This window comes from Herbinix luporum (genome assembly GCF_900070325.1).
Classification (GTDB): domain Bacteria; phylum Bacillota; class Clostridia; order Lachnospirales; family Lachnospiraceae; genus Mobilitalea; species Mobilitalea luporum.
The window spans coordinates 1291972-1313595 of record NZ_LN879430.1 but is presented as its reverse complement, the minus strand read 5'-3'; the positions used below and the strand labels follow the sequence as shown (position 1 = coordinate 1313595).

General features: G+C 31.5%; 17 protein-coding genes. 15 read left to right on the top strand and 2 right to left on the bottom strand.

What is annotated here, in order from left to right:
- Positions 1 to 2: 2 nt before the first annotated feature.
- On the bottom strand, positions 3 to 839 hold the full coding sequence (locus SD1D_RS06040) for a pyridoxamine kinase (RefSeq protein WP_058258101.1): 837 nt from the start codon (positions 837 to 839) through the stop codon (positions 3 to 5).
- 107 nt (positions 840 to 946) lie between these two features.
- Here SD1D_RS06040 and pdxR point away from each other — a divergent pair, with 107 nt between their 5' ends.
- Positions 947 to 2353 carry a MocR-like pyridoxine biosynthesis transcription factor PdxR gene (gene pdxR / locus SD1D_RS06035; protein WP_058258100.1) on the top strand — a complete coding sequence of 469 codons (1407 nt, stop codon included), beginning with the start codon at positions 947 to 949 and terminating at the stop codon, positions 2351 to 2353.
- 31 nt (positions 2354 to 2384) lie between these two features.
- Here the strand turns inward: pdxR and SD1D_RS06030 are convergent, their stop codons facing one another.
- Positions 2385 to 2774 carry a hypothetical protein gene (locus SD1D_RS06030; protein ID WP_058258099.1) on the bottom strand — a complete coding sequence of 130 codons (390 nt, stop codon included), beginning with the start codon at positions 2772 to 2774 and terminating at the stop codon, positions 2385 to 2387.
- A 184-nt stretch (positions 2775 to 2958) separates the two neighbouring features.
- On the opposite strand from SD1D_RS06030, the gene SD1D_RS06025 reads away from it, so the two are divergent.
- The 14 genes from SD1D_RS06025 (at position 2959) to SD1D_RS05960 (ending at position 21520) form a co-directional block, all read left to right on the top strand.
- On the top strand, positions 2959 to 5136 hold the full coding sequence (locus tag SD1D_RS06025; protein WP_058258098.1) for an NAD-dependent epimerase/dehydratase family protein: 2178 nt from the start codon (positions 2959 to 2961) through the stop codon (positions 5134 to 5136).
- 37 nt (positions 5137 to 5173) lie between these two features.
- Positions 5174 to 6076, top strand: a complete 903-nt coding sequence (locus tag SD1D_RS06020; RefSeq protein WP_058258097.1) for a hypothetical protein — start codon at positions 5174 to 5176, stop codon at positions 6074 to 6076.
- A 20-nt stretch (positions 6077 to 6096) separates the two neighbouring features.
- Positions 6097 to 7947 (top strand): DUF2194 domain-containing protein, encoded by a 1851-nt coding sequence (locus tag SD1D_RS06015; RefSeq protein ID WP_058258096.1) that lies wholly within the window; start codon positions 6097 to 6099, stop codon positions 7945 to 7947.
- Positions 7948 to 7964: 17 nt separating this feature from the next.
- Entirely contained in the window at positions 7965 to 9413 is a 1449-nt protein-coding gene (gene pelF, locus SD1D_RS06010) for a GT4 family glycosyltransferase PelF (RefSeq protein WP_058258095.1), read from the top strand.
- 26 nt (positions 9414 to 9439) lie between these two features.
- Positions 9440 to 10834 (top strand): exopolysaccharide Pel transporter PelG, encoded by a 1395-nt coding sequence (pelG, locus tag SD1D_RS06005; RefSeq protein WP_058258094.1) that lies wholly within the window; start codon positions 9440 to 9442, stop codon positions 10832 to 10834.
- Positions 10835 to 10860: 26 nt separating this feature from the next.
- Positions 10861 to 11265, top strand: coding sequence for a DUF2304 domain-containing protein (locus tag SD1D_RS06000; protein WP_058258093.1), 405 nt, complete (start codon positions 10861 to 10863; stop codon positions 11263 to 11265).
- Entirely contained in the window at positions 11262 to 12482 is a 1221-nt protein-coding gene (locus SD1D_RS05995) for a glycosyltransferase (protein WP_058258092.1), read from the top strand. The genes SD1D_RS06000 and SD1D_RS05995 overlap by 4 nt, the downstream gene beginning before the upstream one ends.
- 6 nt (positions 12483 to 12488) lie before the next feature.
- A complete protein-coding gene (locus tag SD1D_RS05990) occupies positions 12489 to 13235 on the top strand; it encodes a glycosyltransferase family 2 protein (RefSeq protein ID WP_058258091.1) in 747 nt (248 codons plus the stop codon).
- On the top strand, positions 13232 to 14557 hold the full coding sequence (locus SD1D_RS05985) for a DUF4832 domain-containing protein (RefSeq protein WP_058258090.1): 1326 nt from the start codon (positions 13232 to 13234) through the stop codon (positions 14555 to 14557). The genes SD1D_RS05990 and SD1D_RS05985 overlap by 4 nt, the downstream gene beginning before the upstream one ends.
- A 16-nt stretch (positions 14558 to 14573) precedes the next feature.
- On the top strand, positions 14574 to 16376 hold the full coding sequence (locus SD1D_RS05980; RefSeq protein WP_058258089.1) for a leucine-rich repeat protein: 1803 nt from the start codon (positions 14574 to 14576) through the stop codon (positions 16374 to 16376).
- Positions 16377 to 16405: 29 nt separating this feature from the next.
- On the top strand, positions 16406 to 18709 hold the full coding sequence (locus SD1D_RS05975) for a hypothetical protein (protein WP_058258088.1): 2304 nt from the start codon (positions 16406 to 16408) through the stop codon (positions 18707 to 18709).
- 26 nt (positions 18710 to 18735) lie between these two features.
- Positions 18736 to 19743 carry a glycosyltransferase family 8 protein gene (locus SD1D_RS05970; protein WP_058258087.1) on the top strand — a complete coding sequence of 336 codons (1008 nt, stop codon included), beginning with the start codon at positions 18736 to 18738 and terminating at the stop codon, positions 19741 to 19743.
- Between the two features lie 226 nt (positions 19744 to 19969).
- Positions 19970 to 20869, top strand: a complete 900-nt coding sequence (locus tag SD1D_RS05965) for a cation diffusion facilitator family transporter (protein WP_197687601.1) — start codon at positions 19970 to 19972, stop codon at positions 20867 to 20869.
- Between the two features lie 72 nt (positions 20870 to 20941).
- Positions 20942 to 21520: a hypothetical protein gene (locus tag SD1D_RS05960; RefSeq protein WP_058258086.1), complete on the top strand. Its 579-nt coding sequence runs from the start codon at positions 20942 to 20944 to the stop codon at positions 21518 to 21520.
- The last annotated feature ends 104 nt before the right edge of the window (positions 21521 to 21624 follow it).

Sequence of the window (21624 nt, the reverse complement as noted above, 5' to 3'; positions counted from 1 at the left end):
CATTATAGTTTACCGATTCTTTTTAAAAGATAAGGAATACCTTCTTCAAAATTAACACCGTACCAACGGCCTTTTTCATCGGCCAGGGTAAGTTCGATACATTTGGCTGTATAATCAGCGGCAATCGGTATTGCCTCTTTCCAAGTAAGATTATTTCCTAATGCTCCTACAAAGGTACTGGCAAAGATATCTCCGGTACCATGGTAGCAAGTATCTATTTTTTTATGTTTGTAGTAAAAATATTCATTATTTTCTTTATCGTAGCCCATAACACCTAAGCTGCCCTCAGAAAAGCTTACCCCTGTAAGAACTGAAATTCTGGCACCTAGATTGGCTAGTCTAGACAGCATTTCTTTAATATATGCCTCATCGTAGGACTCTTTATATTCCATACCGGTCATAAAAGAAGCCTCTGTTATATTAGGTATTATAATATCGGCCTTGGCACAAAGGGTTGCCATTTTAGCGGCGAATGCTTCATCAAAAGCAGGATATAGCTTGCCGTTATCAGCCATAACCGGATCTACTATAATAAGGTTGTCATCTGTCTTAAATTCATCAAATAAATTTGAAATTATATCAATCTGATCCATGGAGCCTAAATATCCGGTATATATACCGTCAAAGTTAATATTTTCAGATTTCCAATGGTTTGTTATAGGTTCAATCTCCTCTGTTAGGTCTTTAAAAGTGAAATTACTAAACATGGTATGGGTTGAGAGGACGGCAGTGGGAATAATAGCTGTCTCAACACCTAGTGCGGAGATAATGGGAAGAGCAACTGTAAGGGAACATTTTCCCACACAGGAAATGTCTTGTATGGTTAAGATACGTTTCATCATAATTCTCCTTTACAAATAATCTTTTTGTCATTATACTAAGATATGACCATAAAGAAATACTCAGAATGATGAAATTTAATATGGTCAGATTGGAGGAAATCCTTATGCTAACTTATTCCTTTGATAATAGAGGAAAGGATACCCTATACGAATACTTATATAAACAGATAAAAAATGACATATATTCAAATAAATTAAGACCAAATGAGAAGCTACCATCAAAAAGGGCCCTGGCTAAACACTTAAATATCAGCACTATTACAGTTGAGAATGCTTATAGCCAGTTGGTAGCAGAAGGATATATCTATTCAATTCCCAAAAGTGGTTACTATGTCAGCGATATTTCTGCAAATATTTTAAAATCAGATAATCATATTGGTGATAATTTGACTGATGATAAAACTGAAAAAAACAGATCAGATAACTATTTTATCGATTTTGTTAATAACTCTACAGATCCGGAGAATTTTCCTTTTACTATCTGGACTAAACTGATGAGGGAAACCATGTCAGAAAAAAGAAGTGATCTTATGATTAAGTCCCCGTCTATTGGGGTTTATCAGCTTCGTCGTGCCATAGCAGATTATTTATATCAATTTAGGGGAATTGAAACCAAGCCGGAGCAAATCCTTGTAGGAGCAGGAACAGAGTACCTATATGGACTTATAATTCAATTACTGGGTCATAATAAAAAGTATGCGGTTGAAGATCCGGGATATCAAAAAGTATCCCGTATTTATGGTGCAAATAAGGTAGACTGTGTCCATATTCCTTTAGATGATAATGGTATCAATGTGGAGGCATTAGAAGAGTCTAAGGCAAATGTTTTACATATAACTCCATCCCATCATTTTCCTACGGGTCTTGTTACTCCTATTAGCAGAAGATATGAATTGTTATCCTGGGCTTCAAAGTCTAAAGACCGCTATATAATTGAAGATGATTATGACAGTGAATTTAGATTATTAGGTAAACCCATACCTGCATTACAAAGTATTGATGCAGCTGAAAAGGTAATCTATATAAATACATTTTCTAAGAGTTTGACATCTACCATACGTATCAGCTATATGGTGTTGCCAAAATCCTTGATGGAACGATATAATAAAGAGCTTAGTTTCTACTCCTGTACAGTATCAAATTTTGAGCAGTATACCTTGGCAAAATTTATAGAACAGGGATATTTGGAAAAGCATATCAACAGAATGCGTAACCATTATAGAAATATCAGAGATGATATTTTAGAAAATATAAAGAAAGCCCTAGGTAAAAAAAAGGGCAAGATCATGGAGGAAGATGCAGGCTTGCATTTTCTTTTACAAATAAGTACTGATTTGACAGATAAGGAATTAATATCCCGAGCTGCCAAGAATGGTATAAACATATCATGTTTAAGCCAGTACTATTATGACCAAGCAAATGCCATAAAAAACACTTTAATTATTAACTATTCAGGGGTAAATCCTGATAATATTGAGGAAGGTATAAAGCGGTTGTTCCAGTGTTTCTAATTATTACATGATAGCAACTTATGAAAGATTTTTATAATAAATCTCCTTCATAGGTGACAGCTACTTGACTATTTGCAAGCTGTGCCAATTCTTCCTTTAAAATAATATTTTCTTTATGTAAGTTTTCATTTTGCTCTTTTAACTTAGCATTTTGCTTGTTTAAAGACTCGATTTCATTAGTTAAAATAGAAATTTGAGTCTTTAATTCTTTATTTTCAATTTTAAAGTTTATTATATCTTTTTCATAGTTTTTTAGATCTTCTTCTAAAAGAATATATTTTGCATTTTTATAATTACCATTATTTTTATTATGAAGCTTAAGTGTGACAATAGTGGCATTTAAGTTTTCATTTTCTTCCCGTAGATTTTCAATTATTTTATTTACTTCTGAAATTTTATAACCGAATATAGTCTTTCTCATAAAAAATACCTTCTTACATATTTTATTACAAACATCAGTCTACCAGTATGATATTAACTTAGGAGTTAAAATATGTCAATATTAACAATTACTTATTATAAATTTATAAAGTCAATGGAAAATAATTGAAATTATATACAATTTGTACTATAATATATTTAAAAGATGATAGGGGAGATGGTAAGTGAATACCATCCTAATTATTGGACACTACGATTCATTTACTAAAATGTTAATTAATAAATTTTACTTAGAACAATGGACAATTTATACACTGATAAACAATAAAAATATACACAAACCAAAGCATGTAATAGAACAGTATGTATTTGATTACAGAAGTGATAGGATAAGGGAAATTATAAAAAGTTGTAGGCCGGCAGTAATCCTATATACGGGAGCCTATGATTCTTCATATAAATGGGACGGGGATAATATTAATGATACCGGTATAAACTTCACAGCAGATTTAAATAATATTATAATTTCCGCCTCAATGGAAGGGGTAAAGCACTTTGTTTATATTTCTTCTGAGATAGTTTTTCAAGAGGAATATATGGTTGATATTAAGGAAGATATGCCCGTATCTCCTAGTAGTTATAAAAGTATAGTAATCTCTTTGTGTGAAAAAATAGTCTTACATTTTTCCAATACTAGCAATATGGAAACCACTGTAGTAAGGCTTGATAATATGTATGGCATCCCAAAAGATAGACAAAGTTGTATTGATCCCTTTTCTAAAATGATTATTGAAGCTATGGTTAAGGGGAAGATAAGGGTTAATGGAAAAAGGATATTTTCTTCTTTATATATAAAGGATGCAGTAGAGGCCTTATATTTATTTATTAAGGCTGATAAAAGAAAGTATAATTTATATCATATCTCATCAATGGATGAGATAACTGGGGACAAGCTTGCCAAGTTAATTAAAGATAATTTTACCTATCCTATTGATATTATTGATCAGACCCTTGGCCTTACTAAAAGAATTGTTTTATCGAATAAAAGATTTTCCAGTGAATTTGATTTTGAAGTCAGAAATCATTATGAAGAAATAATACCTATGATGGTATCTTATATGTTTAATCATAAAAAACAATTTCTTAATAGTGATGAGACTAATAATATTAAAAATAATAAGCCTTGGATTTATAGCTCTATTAGGAAAGTTATTCCCTTTCTTGAATGCACCCTTATATTTATACCTGTTTTTATGTTAAGCCATGGGTTTATAAAAATCCCTTATTTTACGGCTGTTAATTTTTATCTTTTATATGTCTTGTTATTTGCTATTGTCCATGGCAGGCAGCAGGCCATATTTGCCTCCCTTCTTAGTTTAATAGGCTATATTCTAAGTCAAATGATAAATTCAATAAACTCTGCTTTTATTATTGATGAATACATATATATGGAGATTATACAAATCTTTATTGTGGGTCTGTCAGTAGGTCAAATAAAAGATAGGAGCAAAGAGATAGAAATTAATTTTAATGAAGAAATTGATTTTCTCAAGGAAAAGTTAAAGGATATTACTGCTATAAATTCAAGCAATAGAAAAATTAAAGATTATTATACAGATAAGTTAATTAGCAGTAAGGAAAGTATAGGGCGTATATATGATATAACATCAAAGATACATAATTCAGAAAAGGGAGAGGTTTTATTTGCAGCCCTGGATATACTTACAGAAATAATGGAAACTAAGGATGTTTCAATATATTTTGCTTCAGGTATGAAATATTGCCGCCTGGCATCTGCCAGTAGTTCAAAAGCAAGTTCACTGGGTAAATCATTTGAAATGAGCAAATATCATATGATTTTCGATATATTAAAAATGGGGCAGGTCTATATTAATAAAACCCTTGATGCCACCCTTCCTATGATGGCCAGCGCCCTATTTGACCATGAAGAAAATATGAGAATAGTAATTTTTCTTTGGGATTTACCTTATGAAAGGATGACCTTATATAATGCTAATTTATTAACTGTAGTAGGCGCTCTTATTTATTCAGCCTTTGTCAGAGATGTTAATTATATGGAAGCCTTAGCATACCAAAGATATATTCCTGAGACTACTATTTTACAAGAAGAGGCTTTTAGTGAAATGCTTGATATATATAACCGTGCCAAGGATAAAGGATATTCAGAATCATCAGTTTTATATATTCAAAAAGATGATAAGTCAATATATGAAATTAACAAAATTGTAAGTCCTATGCTTAGAGCAACAGATTATATTGGTTTAAGACCGGATGGAGGACTTGCTATATTGCTTACTAATACCAATGAAAAGGAAGCTGTTCATGTTATTGACCGCTTAAGTATGGCCAAAATTAAGACATATTTAAGTTACAGTATATAGTTAGTCAGTCGGCAAAATATTCATAAAAGGAGATAGGATGAATATAGAACTTTGGCCCCTACTTTTAATATTAATAGTAAATAGCTTGGTTTCAATTACTGTTTTTATACTTGCTTTTTTTAGTAAAAATAGAAGTAGAATGTTTATCTTATCCTGGTTTATCTTTATCGTACCTTTGATTGGAGGCTTGTATATATTATTGGGATTATTATTTAATTATCTGACGAAAAAAAGGAATGTAGATTTAAGTGAAGTTAGTTTTAGCAGGGAAGGTGAAAAATTAATACTTCCCCCCAATAAGGAAGCCGAGATGAATTATGTACCCATATATGATGCAATAGCTGTTTCCCATAGGGCAAGCCTTAGAAATCTTTTATTAAACACTATGTTAAGTAATGCAAAAAGTAAGATATCCAGCATTGCAGTTGCCATAAACAGTGACGATACGGAATCTTCTCATTACGCAGCTTCAATGATTATGGATCTTTTATCTGACCTACGTAGAGATGCTCAAAATATGATTGAGATTGTAAAAAGGCTGCCGGAAGATGTGGAGATGAATCTCATTACCTTTGAATTTATATATGATTTTATTAGTCTCAATATTATGTCAGCTGTAGAACAGGAAGCATTTGTCTATACTTTAGATGACCTTGGAGAAAATCTGTTTAAATATAATCTTTGGTATATGACAGCAAGTCATTACTTGAAACTTACAGATTTATTTATTTCTATAAAAGATTATCAAAGGGCAGAAAAATGGTGTCAAAGGGCTGATAAGTACCGTCCCAATATGCTAGATACTTATAAGGCAAAATTGCATTTGTTTTTTAACCAGCATAATTACAATGCCTTCTTCCAATGCTTAAAAAGCTTAAAAAATTCAGATATAAGTATTGATAAAGAAATTATTGATTTAATACGAACATATTATGGTTAGTTTATTAAAAGGGTGAACAAATGATTTCTAAAAGAATTTATTTTATTATTTTATCCTTAATTGTTACGATTTTTATAATGTTTATGTCTGTAGGGATTTCATCTAATTATATTTTAGATAAGGCTAAGATAGGTAACCATGGATATATACAGCTTTACCATAATGATGTTCAAACAGGAAAACACCTTAATCTTAATATAGACAATAATATAGATAATAAGCCAGATGAAAATCTACATAATAAGATGGCTGTAGCTATAGTTGCTGATAAGATTGAGGATATAGATACTATTATCCTTATAGAATGGTGTCTATATCATAAATATTTATATAAGGTCTATTCATCTCTTCCAAGTATAGATGAGATTAATGATTATGATTTGCTTCTTTTTGGTGCTATAAGTCTTTCAAGTGCTGATTGTGAAATTTTATATGATTATGCAGATATGGGAAAGACTATGATTTTTACGAAACTGCCGGATTATGAGCTTATTAAATCTTGTAAACAGCTTGCTAATTTTTTTGGCATTGAAAAAGCAATTAGCAGGAAGGTAGTAGCAGATGGATTTAAGATATTTTCCAACTATATGATAGGAGGGGAAAAGATATACGAGAATAGTAAATTTAGTCTACCCTACTTTTACTTATCCCCTGGTTATGAGGTATATTGTGTTGGGCTTTTTGATAATCAAAAAGAGCTTGGGATTGAAAATAAGGAATTACCTCCTCTTTTATGGAGGACAAGAACCGGTAATTCATTTGTCTTTGTAGTTAATGGCCAGATTTTTAAGGGAGCCCCTTTACTTGGTATACTGACAGGTTTTATGGCACAGGAAAAGGAATGTTTTTTATATCCCATAGTAAATGCCCAGACCATTTCTTTGCTAAATTATCCTTATTTATCTAATGAAAATGAAGAAAAGATTAAGGAGATTTATTCAAGAAGTGCAGATGATTTAGCCAGAGATATTTTATGGCCCAATATTGTACAGATATTAAAAAATTACAAGTCTCCATTTAATTTTTTTACTGCAACACAGCTAGATTATTGGGATAGGGTTGAAGCTAATATCAACTATCTTGATTTTTACTATAGAGAAATAGGTAAAATGTCCGGAAGTATGGGTCTGTCTCTTGACCAAGTTTCCCAAGCTAATTTGGATTATATCTTAAATGAAAATTATAGCTTTTATAAGGAAAACAATATAGATTCAAACTTTAGATATTTGTACTTAGGTGAGTTTAATAATAATGAAATAAAAGAGAAATTAAATAATGATTTTCTAAAAAACATCAGTATGGTTATGTCAAATTACAAGAGAGGAGATAAGTTAATTGATTTTATAGATAATGATGTTTTATCAATAAAGTTTAATCTCTGTGGATATAAACATGATACCATAGATGATTTACAGATGATCTGTATCGAAAATGCCTTGGGCATGTGTAATATGAAAGTTGATATTGGCCCGGTTATATTTCCTGATAGTAGCTTAGATTGGTGGAATAATCTTAGCTTGACCTGGTCTAAGAAGGATACATATTTTAAAAAGTTTTCTTATTTTGATATGGTGTCCATATCTGATTTAGAAAAGAGGGTAAGACGTTTTCTGGCTTTGGATTTTACCTATGAATATCTTCATGACAAGCTTAATATCCGGATTAAGAATTTTGATGAAGAAGCATTTTTTATTCTTTGTATTTATGACAAAACCATTGAAGATATCATAAACGGTGAAGCAAAAGAAATAGCTGCAAATACATACTTGATTAAGGCTGTAGATGAAAAGGTGCATATTTGTCTTAAAGAAAAAAATGTCTTACAAGCACCCAATAGTAAAGTAACAATCCAAGGTTTGCCAAAGGGTTAATCTGAAGGAGGTAGGCTATGAAGGTGTGTATAATTGCAGAAGGCTGTTACCCCTATGTTATAGGTGGGGTATCTAGTTGGATAGATAATCTTATAAAATTATTTCCTGATATTGAATTTAATCTCCTTACCATAATAGCTGACCGCAGTATTAGCGGTAAGTTTAAATATGAAATACCTAAGAATTTGACCGAGATTGATGAGGTTTATCTTCAAGATGTAGAAAGTATAAAAAGGACTTGTAAGAATAAAATTCATCTTAGTAAAAGGGAACTAGAAGCCTTAAAAAGTTTAATTATAGGGGAGAAGGTAGATTGGGTTAGGGTATTTTCTATATTTAACCGGAAGAATATATCCGTTAATAATTTATTAATGAGTAAAGAATTTTTAGATATTACAAAAGAATACTATACCCTTAAATATGTAAATATAACTTTTTCAGATTTTTTATGGACACTTCGTTCTATATATCTTCCCCTGTTTTTTGCACTGAAGACAAGTCCAAAAAAGGCAGATATATATCATTGTGTTTCAACAGGATATGCCGGTATTATAGGCTGCAAGGCCTTATCAATCTATCCCGATGCTAAGCTACTTATCAGTGAGCATGGTATATATACCAGAGAAAGGGAAGAAGAGATTATTAAGGCAAAGTGGGTTCAGAATATATACAAAACCATATGGATTGATCAGTTTCGAAAGATGTCTAAAGGGGCCTATTATTTTGCAGATTTGGTAACCTCCCTTTTTGAAGATGCCAGGTCCCTACAATTAGAACTAGGCTGTCCTTTAAGTAAGGCTATAATAACACCTAATGGTATTGATACTAATCTATTTAAGGATATTCCCATAAAAGATCCAAATGATCCTTATATTAATCTGGGAGCAATAGTTCGGGTGACTCCCATTAAAGATATAAAAACCATGATAAATGCATTTTACTTTGCCCATAAGAAGATGGCAAAATTAAAATTGTGGATAATGGGACCTCTTGATGAAGATTCGGAATATGTAGAGGAATGTTATGAACTTATCAGAAAGTTAAAAGCAGAAAATATAATTTTTACAGGAAAGATTAATACCCAGGATTATATAGGAAAAATGGACATAATGCTTTTAACCAGTATCAGCGAAGGGCAGCCCCTGACCATATTGGAGGGGTTTGCAGCTAAAAAGCCTTCCATAGCTACAAATGTGGGGAATTGTTATGGATTAATCTATGGGGAAAATGACCCCTTTGGTGCTGCCGGAATAGTAGTGCCGGTTATGAATATTTCAGAAATCACCAATGCTATCCTTAAACTGGTAAGTAACCCAAAGCTTATAAAGCAAATGGGGGAGAACGGATATAATCGTCTTATGTATAAGTATAGGAATGTGTATATGGAAGAAAATTATCGTAGAATTTATAGAACCTTAGGTAACTTCAGTCACACAGATTATACAAAAAAGGAATTTGTATCCTAAATAGATTAAATAATTAAGGTGATAATATGGCTGGTATAGGTATTCAATTAAATAAAATATTTAATAAACATACTGTGGCTACTTCCATATATGGAATAGGCTTTAGTTTAACCTATACAATAGCACCGCTTTTTACGGTAATCGGATGTTTGCTAGGAATGTATAAGGTGCTGGGTTTTGAAAGAGTAGCTTATTTTGAAAGAGAAATATTTTCATGTAGCTTATTATACATTTTTGTTTTTTCATTACTGACCACAGCTCCTTTTAATTCGGTATTATCAAAATATCAAACTGATAAAATATACGAGCAAAAATATGAAGATATCAGACCATGTATATATGTAGGTACAATTACGACTCTAACTTTTTCTTCTTTGCTTGCAATACCTTTTTGCATTTATGCTCTAGTGGTAGGTGAGATTAATCCTTACTATATCTTTACTGCATTTATGGGGTATTTAGGATTTACCCTAACTTTATCTACCATGGTATATAATTCTGTTTTAAAACAGTATAAGAAGATTTGTCTTTATTTTCTTGTCTCTATGGGACTTACTTTTTTATTATCTATGATATTTCGTTTTGTTATAAGACTTAGCATTAGCTATAGTATGCTTTTGGCATTAACAATTGGATTTTTATTAATAGCTTCCTTAGAACTTTCCAATGTCCTTAGATATTTTCCTGCAGGTAGTCATAAATATATGGAGGTTACCGGTTATTATCGTATTTATTGGAAACTTATAGCTTCTAATTTCTTATATGCCCTTGGATTATTTGCACATAATTTTGTATTTTGGACCAGGCCGGGACATTTAGTGGTAGCCGATACATTTGTTTGTAATCAGCCATATGATATGGCCTCCTTTTTAGCAGTGATTACAAATATATCGGCCGGTGTGTTTTTTTTATCTAAGGTAGAAATGCATTTTCAAGAAAGATACAGAGAGTATATGGAAGCAATTATCGGGGGTAAATTAGAAACAATTGAAAAAACAAAAAGGAGAATGTTTCAGGTACTCTCATCCCTGATACTTTCATTAGCTTATCAACAGTTTATTGTAACGGTTATTATTTATTTTATGGCCAGGGTTTTTTTACCTATCTGGGGATTTTCAGGATTAATAATGGAGATTTATCCTCAGTTGGCCTTAGGCTATTATATAGCATTTTTAATGTACTCTGAATTATTATTTTTATATTACTTTGAAGATTTAAAGGGTTCTTTAATAAACTGTCTGATATTTGCACTTGTCTCCATAATTGGCTCTATTTTAACTGCAAATTTAAGTGCTATATGGTACGGGCTAGGATTTACTATTTCCTCATTTTTTGCATTTACCTTTTCCTACTTTAGACTTCGCTGGCTTGAAAAAAATATTGACAGTCATGTTTTTTGCAGAGGATCGATTTTTAATTAAACTTAAGTTAAAGAAAGGAAGATATTATGTCTATACCCTTAAGAGTTTTTATATGTCTTTCTGGAATTGGATTTATCTATATTTCAAGAAAGGCTAGCATAGCTAAAAAAATGACTGAAAAGCAAAGTTTGTTCTGGATATTTGGAGGATTATTTATATTTATGTTTGGTCTTTTTCCTAAACTTGTATTTATAATTTCAGATATATTTTCCGTAGAATATCCTCCCTCCATAATATTTACCATATCATTTATGTTTGTTTTTTATGGGATTTTTAGTTGCTATAAGACAAATGCAAAGCTAACTGCACAGGTTAATGAACTGGCCATGCAGATATCACTTCTTAATGATGAGAATATGCAATTAAAAAGTTTTATTAATGAGCACTATCTTAATAATGAAAAGAAAGATGTAGAGAATTTGATAGTATGAAGAAAAAAATCCTTTTTATTATAAATACCATGGGTCAAGCCGGGGCCGAAACAGCCTTAATTGAACTATTAAAAAAGTTGCAAACCATGGATGATATAGAGCTTTTTCTTTATGTCATAATACCTTGCGGAGAGTTGTTTGAAAAAGTTCCAAGGAAGGTAAAAATACTTAACAAGACTTATAGTAAAGCTTCCCTACATTCCTTTTTAGGCCATATGATAATTGCAAAAGAGCTTATTTACTCATTCTTTTATAAATTAACAGGATTTAAGAATTGTAAGCTTATTATCGGTAACATCAAGGAGCAAAAAGCAAAAGGAAATAAACTTCAATGGGATAAGCTGTTATGGAGGCTTTTGGCAGAGGGAAGGCCTATTAGAAAAGACACTTACCATATGGCTGTAGCTTATTTAGAGGGGGCTGCCACCTATTATTTAGGGGATAAAGTTAAGGCAGCCTGTAAAGCTGCCTTTGTACATATTGATTATGAATTGGCCGGTTATAGTCCTTATATGGATAGGGATTGTTATAAGTCTATGGATAGAATTTATGTTGTATCTAAAGGAGTCGGTGAGAAATTCTCTAAGATATATCCTCAGTACAGGAAGAAAATAAGACTTTTTAGAAATCTTTTAGATAGGGAACTTATAGTAGAAAAAGCCGATAGAGGAATTGGTTTTACTGATGATTTTGATGGGATACGCTTGGTCAGTGTTGGTCGTTTGCATTATCAGAAAGCTTATGATCTTGCCATAGAGGCATTGGCAAAAATTTTAAATGAAGGTTATAAGGTCCGTTGGTATGTAATAGGAGAAGGAAAAGAAAGGTCAAATCTTAAGAAATTGATAAAGAAATATGGGGTTAGGGAGGCATTTGTTTTACTGGGAAAGAAGGATAATCCTTATCCTTATATAAATCAAGCTGATATATTTGTCCAGGCTAGTCGATTTGAAGGAAAGAGCATAGCTATAGAGGAAGCCCAGATTTTAGGCAAGGCTATAATTGCTTCTGACTGTACAGGGAATGCCGAACAGATAATATCCGGACATGACGGCAGCTTATTTTCTCTTAATGTTGATAATTTGGTAAGGGAAATAAAGAAGTTAATAGATAATCCTATCCTAAGAGGGCAATATGAAAAAAATACAAAGGAAAAAAACTTTGAAGATCCAAAAGATATGGAAGATTTTTTATATTTAATAAGGGCTAGGAGATGATTTGATTTGAAAGAGCTATTAGTTATAGTTCCTGTATTTAATGAGGAGAAAAATCTTGCTAATTTATTAGAAAGCCTGTCTGAACCAAAAATCAGAAGCTTTGCAGATATTTTAATTATTAATGATGCCTCCAGTGACAGGACTGAGGCTATTGCAAAATCCTATAATATGCCTTTAATTACCCATGTATTTAACCTAGGTTACGGTGCCACACTGCAAGTGGGCTATAAATATGCAGTAAGAAATAATTATAAATATGTTATTCAAATAGACGGGGACGGCCAACACTCTGTAGACAATATAGCCCATATATATAGATGTCTTCATTCAAAAGATGCAGAGGGTAATACACCGGATATTGTAATAGGTTCAAGGTTTTTAGCCGGAAGTAAGGCTTATAAAATTTCTGCAATTAAGAAATTATCTATATCTTATTTTTCCTGTTTAATTAAAAAAAAGACAGGAGTTCTTATTACGGACCCCACTTCCGGTTTACAGGGACTAAGTCGCAGAGCTTTTAAGTATTATTCCCAGTATGGCAACTTTGATTGTTCATATCCTGACGCCAATATGATAATCCAGATGCTGCTTTTAGGCTATCGAATTAAGGAGACTACATCGGTTATGTATGAAAGAAAGGCCGGAGTCAGTATGCATAGGGGACTTATAAAGCAGCTGATTTATATGTTAACTATGCCTTTAAGTATATGGACAGTAACAGTTAGAATCAAAAAGGGATTACAAAAAACATGATTAATAAATTCAAATGGATCCCCTATCCCAGTATAGAAAAAGCAGATATTTTAAATAATCCCTATTGCGGTCTTTATTCAATCTATCGTTTTTATGCAGACAATAAATATGATATAAATTTAATTTCAAACCATCAGATTTGCCTTCTGGAAATTAATTTGATTAATTTTAATGATAGACCCTTATCTATGGAAGCATTAGGGAATATTGAATGGATATTTAGATATTTTACATTACATAAAAAGCAGATGATAGTAAGATTCTTATATGACTGGGAGGGGAAAGGTTTAGATAGTGAGCCAAAAAATATAGGAATTGTATTAAATCATATGGAACAGCTGTCAGATCTCCTTAAAGAATTTGAAGATAGCATTTATATAATACAAGGACTTTTTATCGGTAGTTGGGGTGAAATGCATAGTTCCAGGTATTTAAGTGAAGAGCATATGACAAGGCTGGCCTATAAATTGTATGATTGTACTGGAGAGGGCACACAAATAGCCCTAAGGTGTCCTAGTTTTTGGCGAATGATATTTAAGACCAATCAGCCCTTAGATGATAAAACCGCATATAGTAAGCTAATCAGGTCCAGATTTTCTCTATTTAATGATGGTATCCTATCTTCCTATACGGATTATGGGACATATGGTTATATTAGAGCAAAAGTTTCTGACAATTACAGTGATAAATGGATTAGAAAGGATGAGCTTAATTTTCAGAATAAGTTATGCAGATATGTCTCCAATGGGGGAGAGGTAATAAATAACTGTAAATATAATGATGTAGAAACTGCGGTTAGGGAATTAAGGATAATGAGAGTATCCTATCTTAATGATGGATATGACAGGGAAGTCCTTGATAAGTGGAAAGCCAGTAAATCCCCTTCCTCAAAACCTATTTGGAAAGATAAATCAGCCTTTGATTATATAGCCGCCCATCTTGGATACCGTTATTTGATTAAGGATATAAAAGTATCTCCACCCTTAAAGGGTGGGATAAAGATAAAAATCAAACTTTGTAATACAGGTTTTTCTTCTTCTTATCATAGATTTGATCTTAAGTTAGCCTTAGCAGCTATCATTAATACTAATTTTTATGAATACCATATTAATACAGATACCCGATTTTGGTTACCCAATGAGACAGTTGAATTTGAAACTTTTATAAGGCTAGATGCCTTAAAAGACAAGCATTATATATTATGCTTGGCCATATATGATCCCCGCATAGGAAAATATATTAAGCTGGCAAATTCATTTTCACCTGGAAGCTATAAGGGCTATTATAAGTTGGGTGAAATTAAACTAGCTAATATAATTTAGTAAAGGATTAATATATATGTCAAATTCATTGTTAAACATAGTTATCATTGCAAAAATGAATACTTCCCTAAATTTTTTAGCTACCTTAGAGGCTATTCTTAATCAAGATTATCAGCCCATTAAGATTGTGGTAGTCGATGCCAATGAAGAAAATAGTCTATATAGTATCGGGCTGCAGGAGGATTTATCCTCATACTTGGAGGTTGAATACATCAAACTAGATCCTTCCTTTTCCATGGCAAAAATCAGAAACCATATTCTTGATTATTTGGACGGAGAATATGTGGCTTTTTTAACTGCCAATGACAACTGGATGAAAGAAACTGCATTAAGCCATATAAAATTACTTACAAAACATCCTGAGGCAGCAGCTTCCTGTATGGGGGGAATCTTGATTGATGAAAGAAAGAGGAATCATTATATGAAGCCTCTGATTAAAAAAGAGGATAAGCCCCTTTCGAAATTAGATTTGTATAAGATGATAAAAAGATCAGCCCAGGTAGTTTATAAAATAAAAGCACTTAAGTTAATCGGTGGTTTTGATGAAGAATTGGATAACTTATGTGATGGGGATATGGTAATTAGGTTAAGTTATAAGTATAAAGTAATTATATACGCAAAATCCCTATGTGAATGCCGTATAACAGAGGCTTTCTTGGATTATGAACTTAGACTTTATCTTGATTACAAAAAGTTTTATATGAAACATATGAATTTATTTATAGTTAATAAAAAAGTACAAGAAGAGTTTTATCACAAAATGATATATCTGACAAGGAAAAATTATATGTGGTTGGATTATCTTTTATATTTGGCCATAAATTTTGTTAAACATCCCATTAAAACCACAGGTCATGCTTGCAATTATATAACTAAGTTACTTAAAAATATAATTTCTTCACTCCGTATGAAGTTTTCAGTAATTAATGAGACAGTTAAGATTAAACTAAATAAGTTAAAAAGTAATAATAATCTAAGTAATCAAATGTATGTTTATAGCCAGAATATTAGAAATATTGTAATTCCGGAATATATAAGGACAATTAAAAAGGGAATGTTCTACGGCTGTGACCAATTAGTTTCGATAGAAATTCCAAGTACCGTAACCACCATAGAAGCCCATGCATTTCATAATTGTACAAATCTACGTTCAGTAATATTTAAGGATAATAGCAGACTAAGTAAGATTGGTGATTATGCCTTTGCAGGTTGTAGCTCATTAGAGGAGCTTAATTTACCCTTAGTATCTTCCATAGGTGCCTATACATTTGCCCGGTGTTATTCGTTGAAAAAAATTACTTTTGCCAGCAGCAGTGTTTTTCCTTCGGATTTAGAGAAAATACCACCCTATGCTTTTGCTGCTTGTAAAAGCTTATTAAGTGTAGAGTTTGGGGCTAATAGCATGCTAGAAACTATAGATAAAGGTGCATTTTTTGGATGTAGCAGCTTGCAGAGGGTTATAATTAGCGGAAGGGTAAAAAGTCTGGGAGCTTATGCTTTTGCATACTGTGGCAAACTTAATTCCTTAGCCTTTATCCAGATTGATGCTTTAGAAAGTATTGGAAAAGCTGCATTTATGTTCTGTGAAAACCTAGCCTATTTTCAGCTGCCCAGTGGATTAGAAAGAATTCCTGCCCGTACCTTCTATGGTTGTAGTAAGCTAAAGTATATGAAAATACCAAAGAAGGTTCTATCTATCAATCATCAAGCCTTTAGAAAATGTGATTTTTTATCAAATGTATTGGTATTATCAGCTGATGTAATAATTTCGCAAACGGCATTTGATAAACATACTCAAATAAATATACAGGGAAATTAGATATCTAATTTACATAGGAGAGAAGATAAGTGATTGTTGATACTGGTGCATATATACTGTCTTTAATATTAGTATTATTAGCTTGTGTGATTAGAGATTTTTTAATTCCGATTTTTATTTGGAGGAAGCATCTTAAAGGCAGAAGTTTTGGCTATTGTTTTTGGTTTGCAATTATCTTTCAGGCTAGTATGCAAATCAATTTAGTTTTATTTTTAGGAATATTTAATATCTTAAATTCATTTACATATATAACTTTTAATATACTGATATATTTATTAATTCTTTGGAACTATTCTGATAAGAAATTCTTTCAACGGTTAAGAAATTTTTTTACTGGTTTATGGATTGCATTTAAGGAAGAGAGGCTGATTGGTTATTTAAAAAGGCATTTGATATTTTTATATAAATCAATATATAGAAAAATATATTACTGGTCTATATGGAGAAAAGTAAAAAACAATTGGATAGAAATCCTGCTTCTTCTTGGAATTATTATATATAATATATGGTTTTTAACCCATAATCTTATGATATACCATTGTTATCAGTATTCGGATATTCCGGTACATCATTCCTGGATATGGGAACTGGAGCAGGGCAATTTATATTCCGATGGGATTTATCCTTTTGGAATGCATATTATGATATATTTTGTTCGTGTATTCTTTGGTCTAAATCTCCGGGAAATTATGCTATATACCGGGGCCTATTATTTTGTAATTTTAATAATAGGGGTATATTTATTAGCTAAGGAAATATTTGTGGGGAAATATAATTCCCTGGCTGCAGTTATAATTACAAGTTTAATGCTAAATCAAGGACGTTACGGAGCAGCACTTCCACAGGAAGCAGGTATGTATGCAGTTGTGGCCATAGGATATTTTATGATTCGTTATCTACATAGGGATAAAAAGAATAATATAATTGAGACGGATTCAAGATTAAGAAATTTTGTTCGTATAAATTCATATATTAATAAAAAATATATAGACTCTGAAATGCTGCTACTTATGCTTAGTGTTAGCTTAGTTATATCTTATCATTATTACACAGCCCTTTCGGCAGTATTTGCAGTAATTGCCATAGGACTGGCCTATATTCCTAAGATTTTTAAGAAGCAGTATTTTATACCCTTATTATTTTGTGGACTTTTTGGAGCTTTAATTGCCCTTATTCCTACCGGAATATGTTTGGCAAAGGGCATTTCCTTTCAAGAATCAATTGACTGGGCTAAAACTGTAATAGCAGGGGAAAGCTGGCATGGAAGGGAAGCTGATTATCAAGAAAAATTGGTCATGGCTCTTGGAGCTGATGAATATCTTATAAATGCTTCTCTAAAAGATGACAGCGAAAAATTAGATAGTTGTATTATGGAAAATTCTGCAGCTGAGTTAATAAAATCTTATATAAAAGCAGTTTATAACTTTACTTCTAGGTCAATGTTTGGCAAAAAGCCTACAAAGCTATATTTTATATGTATGATAACCGGATTTATATCTGGGATAATTATGGTGCTATCTAAAAAAAATAGAGTATATGGATATGACTATATAGCCTTAATAATTATGGTCTTGATTTTCTTTACACTGGGAGCCTCAAAAGAACTTGGAATTGTAGAGCTTATTGCAGCTAATAGAGCTTCAACCTTTGCAGAGCCCTTTACAGGCTTAATATATCTTCTGCCTATTGACTTTATATTTCGAGTTTTACCATACAATTTTTCTATGGGAAAACTATCTTTATTGATTTGTTGTGCTTGTCCCACAATTATTATTAATGCCGGCTGCTATCATGAATTTTTTGATTTTAATCAAACCTATTACAATGAGGCAGAATATGTCCTAAGAAATATAAAAAAATCATATAAGAAGTATTCATATACAATAGTATCTCCGACAGATGAATATTATGATGTTATTGATCATGGTAGGCATACAGAGCTATCTCAGTTTGTAAATATGATTAATAAAAATGAGGACAAGTTTTTCTTTACAACAGATTATGTTTTCTTTTTTATAGAAAAGTTAGTATTACAAGATTACTATTATGGCCGGGTAAAAGTTGATTTAAAATATGCCTTAAAAGATTTTATATATATGGAAGATGTTCAGGATTATTATTATCAGAGGGCTGTTATTGAATCTAAGGCCTACTTTTGGGCTAAAAAATTCCATGAGATGTATCCAAAAAATTTTAAGGTTTATTTTGAAAATGATATTTATATAGTATATCTAATGGAACAAAACACATATTTTCCATATGATTTACAGATAGATTACTTAGAAGATTATAAAGATACTATAGAGAGTAAGGTGAATGAAAAATGTAATTAATATAAGGCTTAGAAAAGGAATGAATTATGGTTGATAAGTTATGTGTAGCCTACGGGGCAGATGATAATTATGCTAAATATCTTGGTATATCCCTCTTATCCTTATTTAGGTCAAATACCGATTTTGCAGAAATATATGTATTTGTTTTGGATTGTGGGATAGGAGAGGCTAATAAAGAAAAGTTGTTATATATAGCAGATAAATATAATCGAAAGATAGAATTTATAGAGATGAAAGATATGGAAGGCAAATTAAATCTAAATATGGGGTTTAGAAAGATCTCAATAGCATCATATGCCAGACTTTTTTTATCATCTGTTATTCCTGATACATATAAGAGGGTTTTATATCTAGACTGTGATACTCTTATCCTTGATAAAGTTAATAAATTATGGAATATAAAGCTTAATAATAATTTGGTCGCAGGGGTACAAGACACAGTAGATAGATTTTATTTAATAAAGATTGGCTTAAATATCAAGAATTATTATATTAATGCAGGGGTCTTATTAATTAATTTAGAGGCCTGGAGACAGCAGAAGCTGGAGCAAAAGTTTATGGATTTTATAAGGAGATTTAGAGGTAATGTACCCCACCATGATCAGGGCATTATTAATGCTGTTTGCCATAATAAAGTACATATCCTATCCCTAAGATATAATGTTAACTCCAATATTTATTCTTATTCTGCAAGGTCAATTAGCAGATTATACTACTTGGATATTTTTTATAGCCAAAGAGAGATTAATATGGCAAAAGAAAATCCAATAATACTTCACTATACAGAAGGCCTTGTAGGAAGGCCCTGGGAAGAAAATTGCACTCATCCATTGAAAGATAAATTTCTACAGATAAAAGACTTATCCCCTTGGAATATGGAGCCAATACAAGCTGATAGTAGAAATATGACTATAAAGGCTTTTACCATCTGTTATAAGTATATGCCTTTATTTGTTTCAGAGTCTATATATAAGATAAGCAATTGGCTTATTCATCTTAGGGATAAAGTTTTTGATAAAATAAATAATAAGTAAATCAAGATAATAAATATATTTTTCTACAAAGAAAACAGATAGTTTAGCAATAACTTATAAAACTTGATTTAAATAACTAAAATCTACTTGAGAGGTGTTTTTGCATCTTTATCAAGTTTCGGGGTAGGATAATTGGCTAATGCTCCTATCATGCATATAATATTAATAATATCAATTGGTCTGGTAAATTAAAATATATTTCATGTTATAAGCTTAAATCAGATATATGGGGGAGGGTGAGTATATCAAAAGAATATCTAATATTCAAATTGCTATGAAGGTTTCATGGCTTAGTATTATTATAAATACATTACTAAGTGTATATAAATTGTTAGCCGGCATTCTATCAAATTCCTCAGCTATGGTTTCAGATGCAGTTCATACAATTTCAGATGTATTAAGTTCTATTATAGTTATTATAGGAATTAAGATGTCTTATAAAGAAGCAGATAGTAAGCATCCATATGGCCATGAACGATTTGAATCTGTGGCAGCTATAATTTTGTCAGTTATTCTTTTTTTTATAGGAGTAAGTATAGGCTTTTCAGGTATCAAAAAAATAATCTTAAATAAGAATGAAGTATTGACTGTACCGGGTACACAGGCCTTAGTTGCTGCCCTTGTTTCTATAATTATTAAGGAAATCATGTACTGGTATACCCGTATAGCTGCTAAGAAAGTAAATTCCGATGCCCTAATGGCAGATGCTTGGCATCACCGTTCGGATGCTTTATCATCTATCGGTAGTTTTATAGGAATTATGGGGGCTAAAATTGGTTTTTTGTTTATGGATCCCTTAGCAAGTGTTGTAATATGCCTTTTGATAACCGTATCTGCCATATCTATTTTTATAGATGCCATAGGAAAAATGATAGATAAATCATGTGATAGATCAATTATTGAAGAAATGAAAAATACTATTTTACAAGAAGAAGGGGTAATATGTGTGGACTTAATAAGGGCTAGAATGTTCGGTAACAGAATTTATGTGGATGTGGAAATCCGAGCTAAGGGTGACGATACCTTATTATCAACCCATGAACTTGCCCATAGGGTCCATGATGTTATAGAAAAAAATTATGAAAATGTTAAACATTGTATGGTTCATGTAAATCCTGAAATATAAATCCCTCCTAGAAACACATTTGACATAATATGTCATATTATGGTAGTAGAAATAGTAAAGGAGGGAAAACTAATGTGTTTTTTTAAAAAATGTAAATATAGCGCAATTGTGAAGAGCTTTAAAGGTCAAACAATTGCTGAAATTTGTCCAAAATGTAAACAGAAGAAAAGCTTTGTTACTATACCTAACTTATTTACTTCACTTACAGTAGATAAACCCCAATATTACACTTTAGCTAATATTGAATATCTAACGACTTCCGGAACCGGTATAATTAATAATCAAGGTAAAGAAGTAGAAGGAATTTTCACCATGATATTATCAGATTCAAAATCCAAGTTTGAGCGGTTTACTTTTGAGTTTTTGCATGTAACTCCTTCCGGATGTGCGGTTGTCATATTTATTTCATTTACAGCTGATATTAAAATTGAGAAGTGCTCTCTATTTGGTATAAAGAAAAAGCACAGGATATTTAAGGGTAAGAAAGATAAGAATCAGTTTGAAAATGATAAGAAGGAAGAAAAGATTCATCAAGGAAATTGTCAATATGGTCCACCTCTTTATATGAACTATGCCAGAAAGGTTATATTTTATCCTAATGGGAGAGTAGACGAGGAAGACTTAATCAACTGTTCATATTATTGTGAATAGGAAAGAGCAAAAGTCAGCCTAGATTAAATTGAAAGTTAGTAGATAAGGGCTGTTATCCTAAGGTAATGTGCAATGCTTAACAGTCCTTATCTTAATTTTACGGT

What these genes read in the sequence shown, in the direction of transcription:
- SD1D_RS06040 (WP_058258101.1), bottom strand. Translation starts at nt 839, where the DNA reads ATGAAACGTATCTTAACCATACAAGACATTTCCTGTGTGGGAAAATGT.
- pdxR (WP_058258100.1), top strand. Translation starts at nt 947, where the DNA reads ATGCTAACTTATTCCTTTGATAATAGAGGAAAGGATACCCTATACGAA.
- SD1D_RS06030 (WP_058258099.1), bottom strand. Translation starts at nt 2,774, where the DNA reads ATGAGAAAGACTATATTCGGTTATAAAATTTCAGAAGTAAATAAAATA.
- SD1D_RS06020 (WP_058258097.1), top strand. Translation starts at nt 5,174, where the DNA reads ATGAATATAGAACTTTGGCCCCTACTTTTAATATTAATAGTAAATAGC.
- SD1D_RS06015 (WP_058258096.1), top strand. Translation starts at nt 6,097, where the DNA reads ATGATTTCTAAAAGAATTTATTTTATTATTTTATCCTTAATTGTTACG.
- pelF (WP_058258095.1), top strand. Translation starts at nt 7,965, where the DNA reads ATGAAGGTGTGTATAATTGCAGAAGGCTGTTACCCCTATGTTATAGGT.
- pelG (WP_058258094.1), top strand. Translation starts at nt 9,440, where the DNA reads ATGGCTGGTATAGGTATTCAATTAAATAAAATATTTAATAAACATACT.
- SD1D_RS06000 (WP_058258093.1), top strand. Translation starts at nt 10,861, where the DNA reads ATGTCTATACCCTTAAGAGTTTTTATATGTCTTTCTGGAATTGGATTT.
- SD1D_RS05995 (WP_058258092.1), top strand. Translation starts at nt 11,262, where the DNA reads ATGAAGAAAAAAATCCTTTTTATTATAAATACCATGGGTCAAGCCGGG.
- SD1D_RS05985 (WP_058258090.1), top strand. Translation starts at nt 13,232, where the DNA reads ATGATTAATAAATTCAAATGGATCCCCTATCCCAGTATAGAAAAAGCA.
- SD1D_RS05980 (WP_058258089.1), top strand. Translation starts at nt 14,574, where the DNA reads ATGTCAAATTCATTGTTAAACATAGTTATCATTGCAAAAATGAATACT.
- SD1D_RS05970 (WP_058258087.1), top strand. Translation starts at nt 18,736, where the DNA reads ATGGTTGATAAGTTATGTGTAGCCTACGGGGCAGATGATAATTATGCT.
- SD1D_RS05965 (WP_197687601.1), top strand. Translation starts at nt 19,970, where the DNA reads ATGGGGGAGGGTGAGTATATCAAAAGAATATCTAATATTCAAATTGCT.
- SD1D_RS05960 (WP_058258086.1), top strand. Translation starts at nt 20,942, where the DNA reads ATGTGTTTTTTTAAAAAATGTAAATATAGCGCAATTGTGAAGAGCTTT.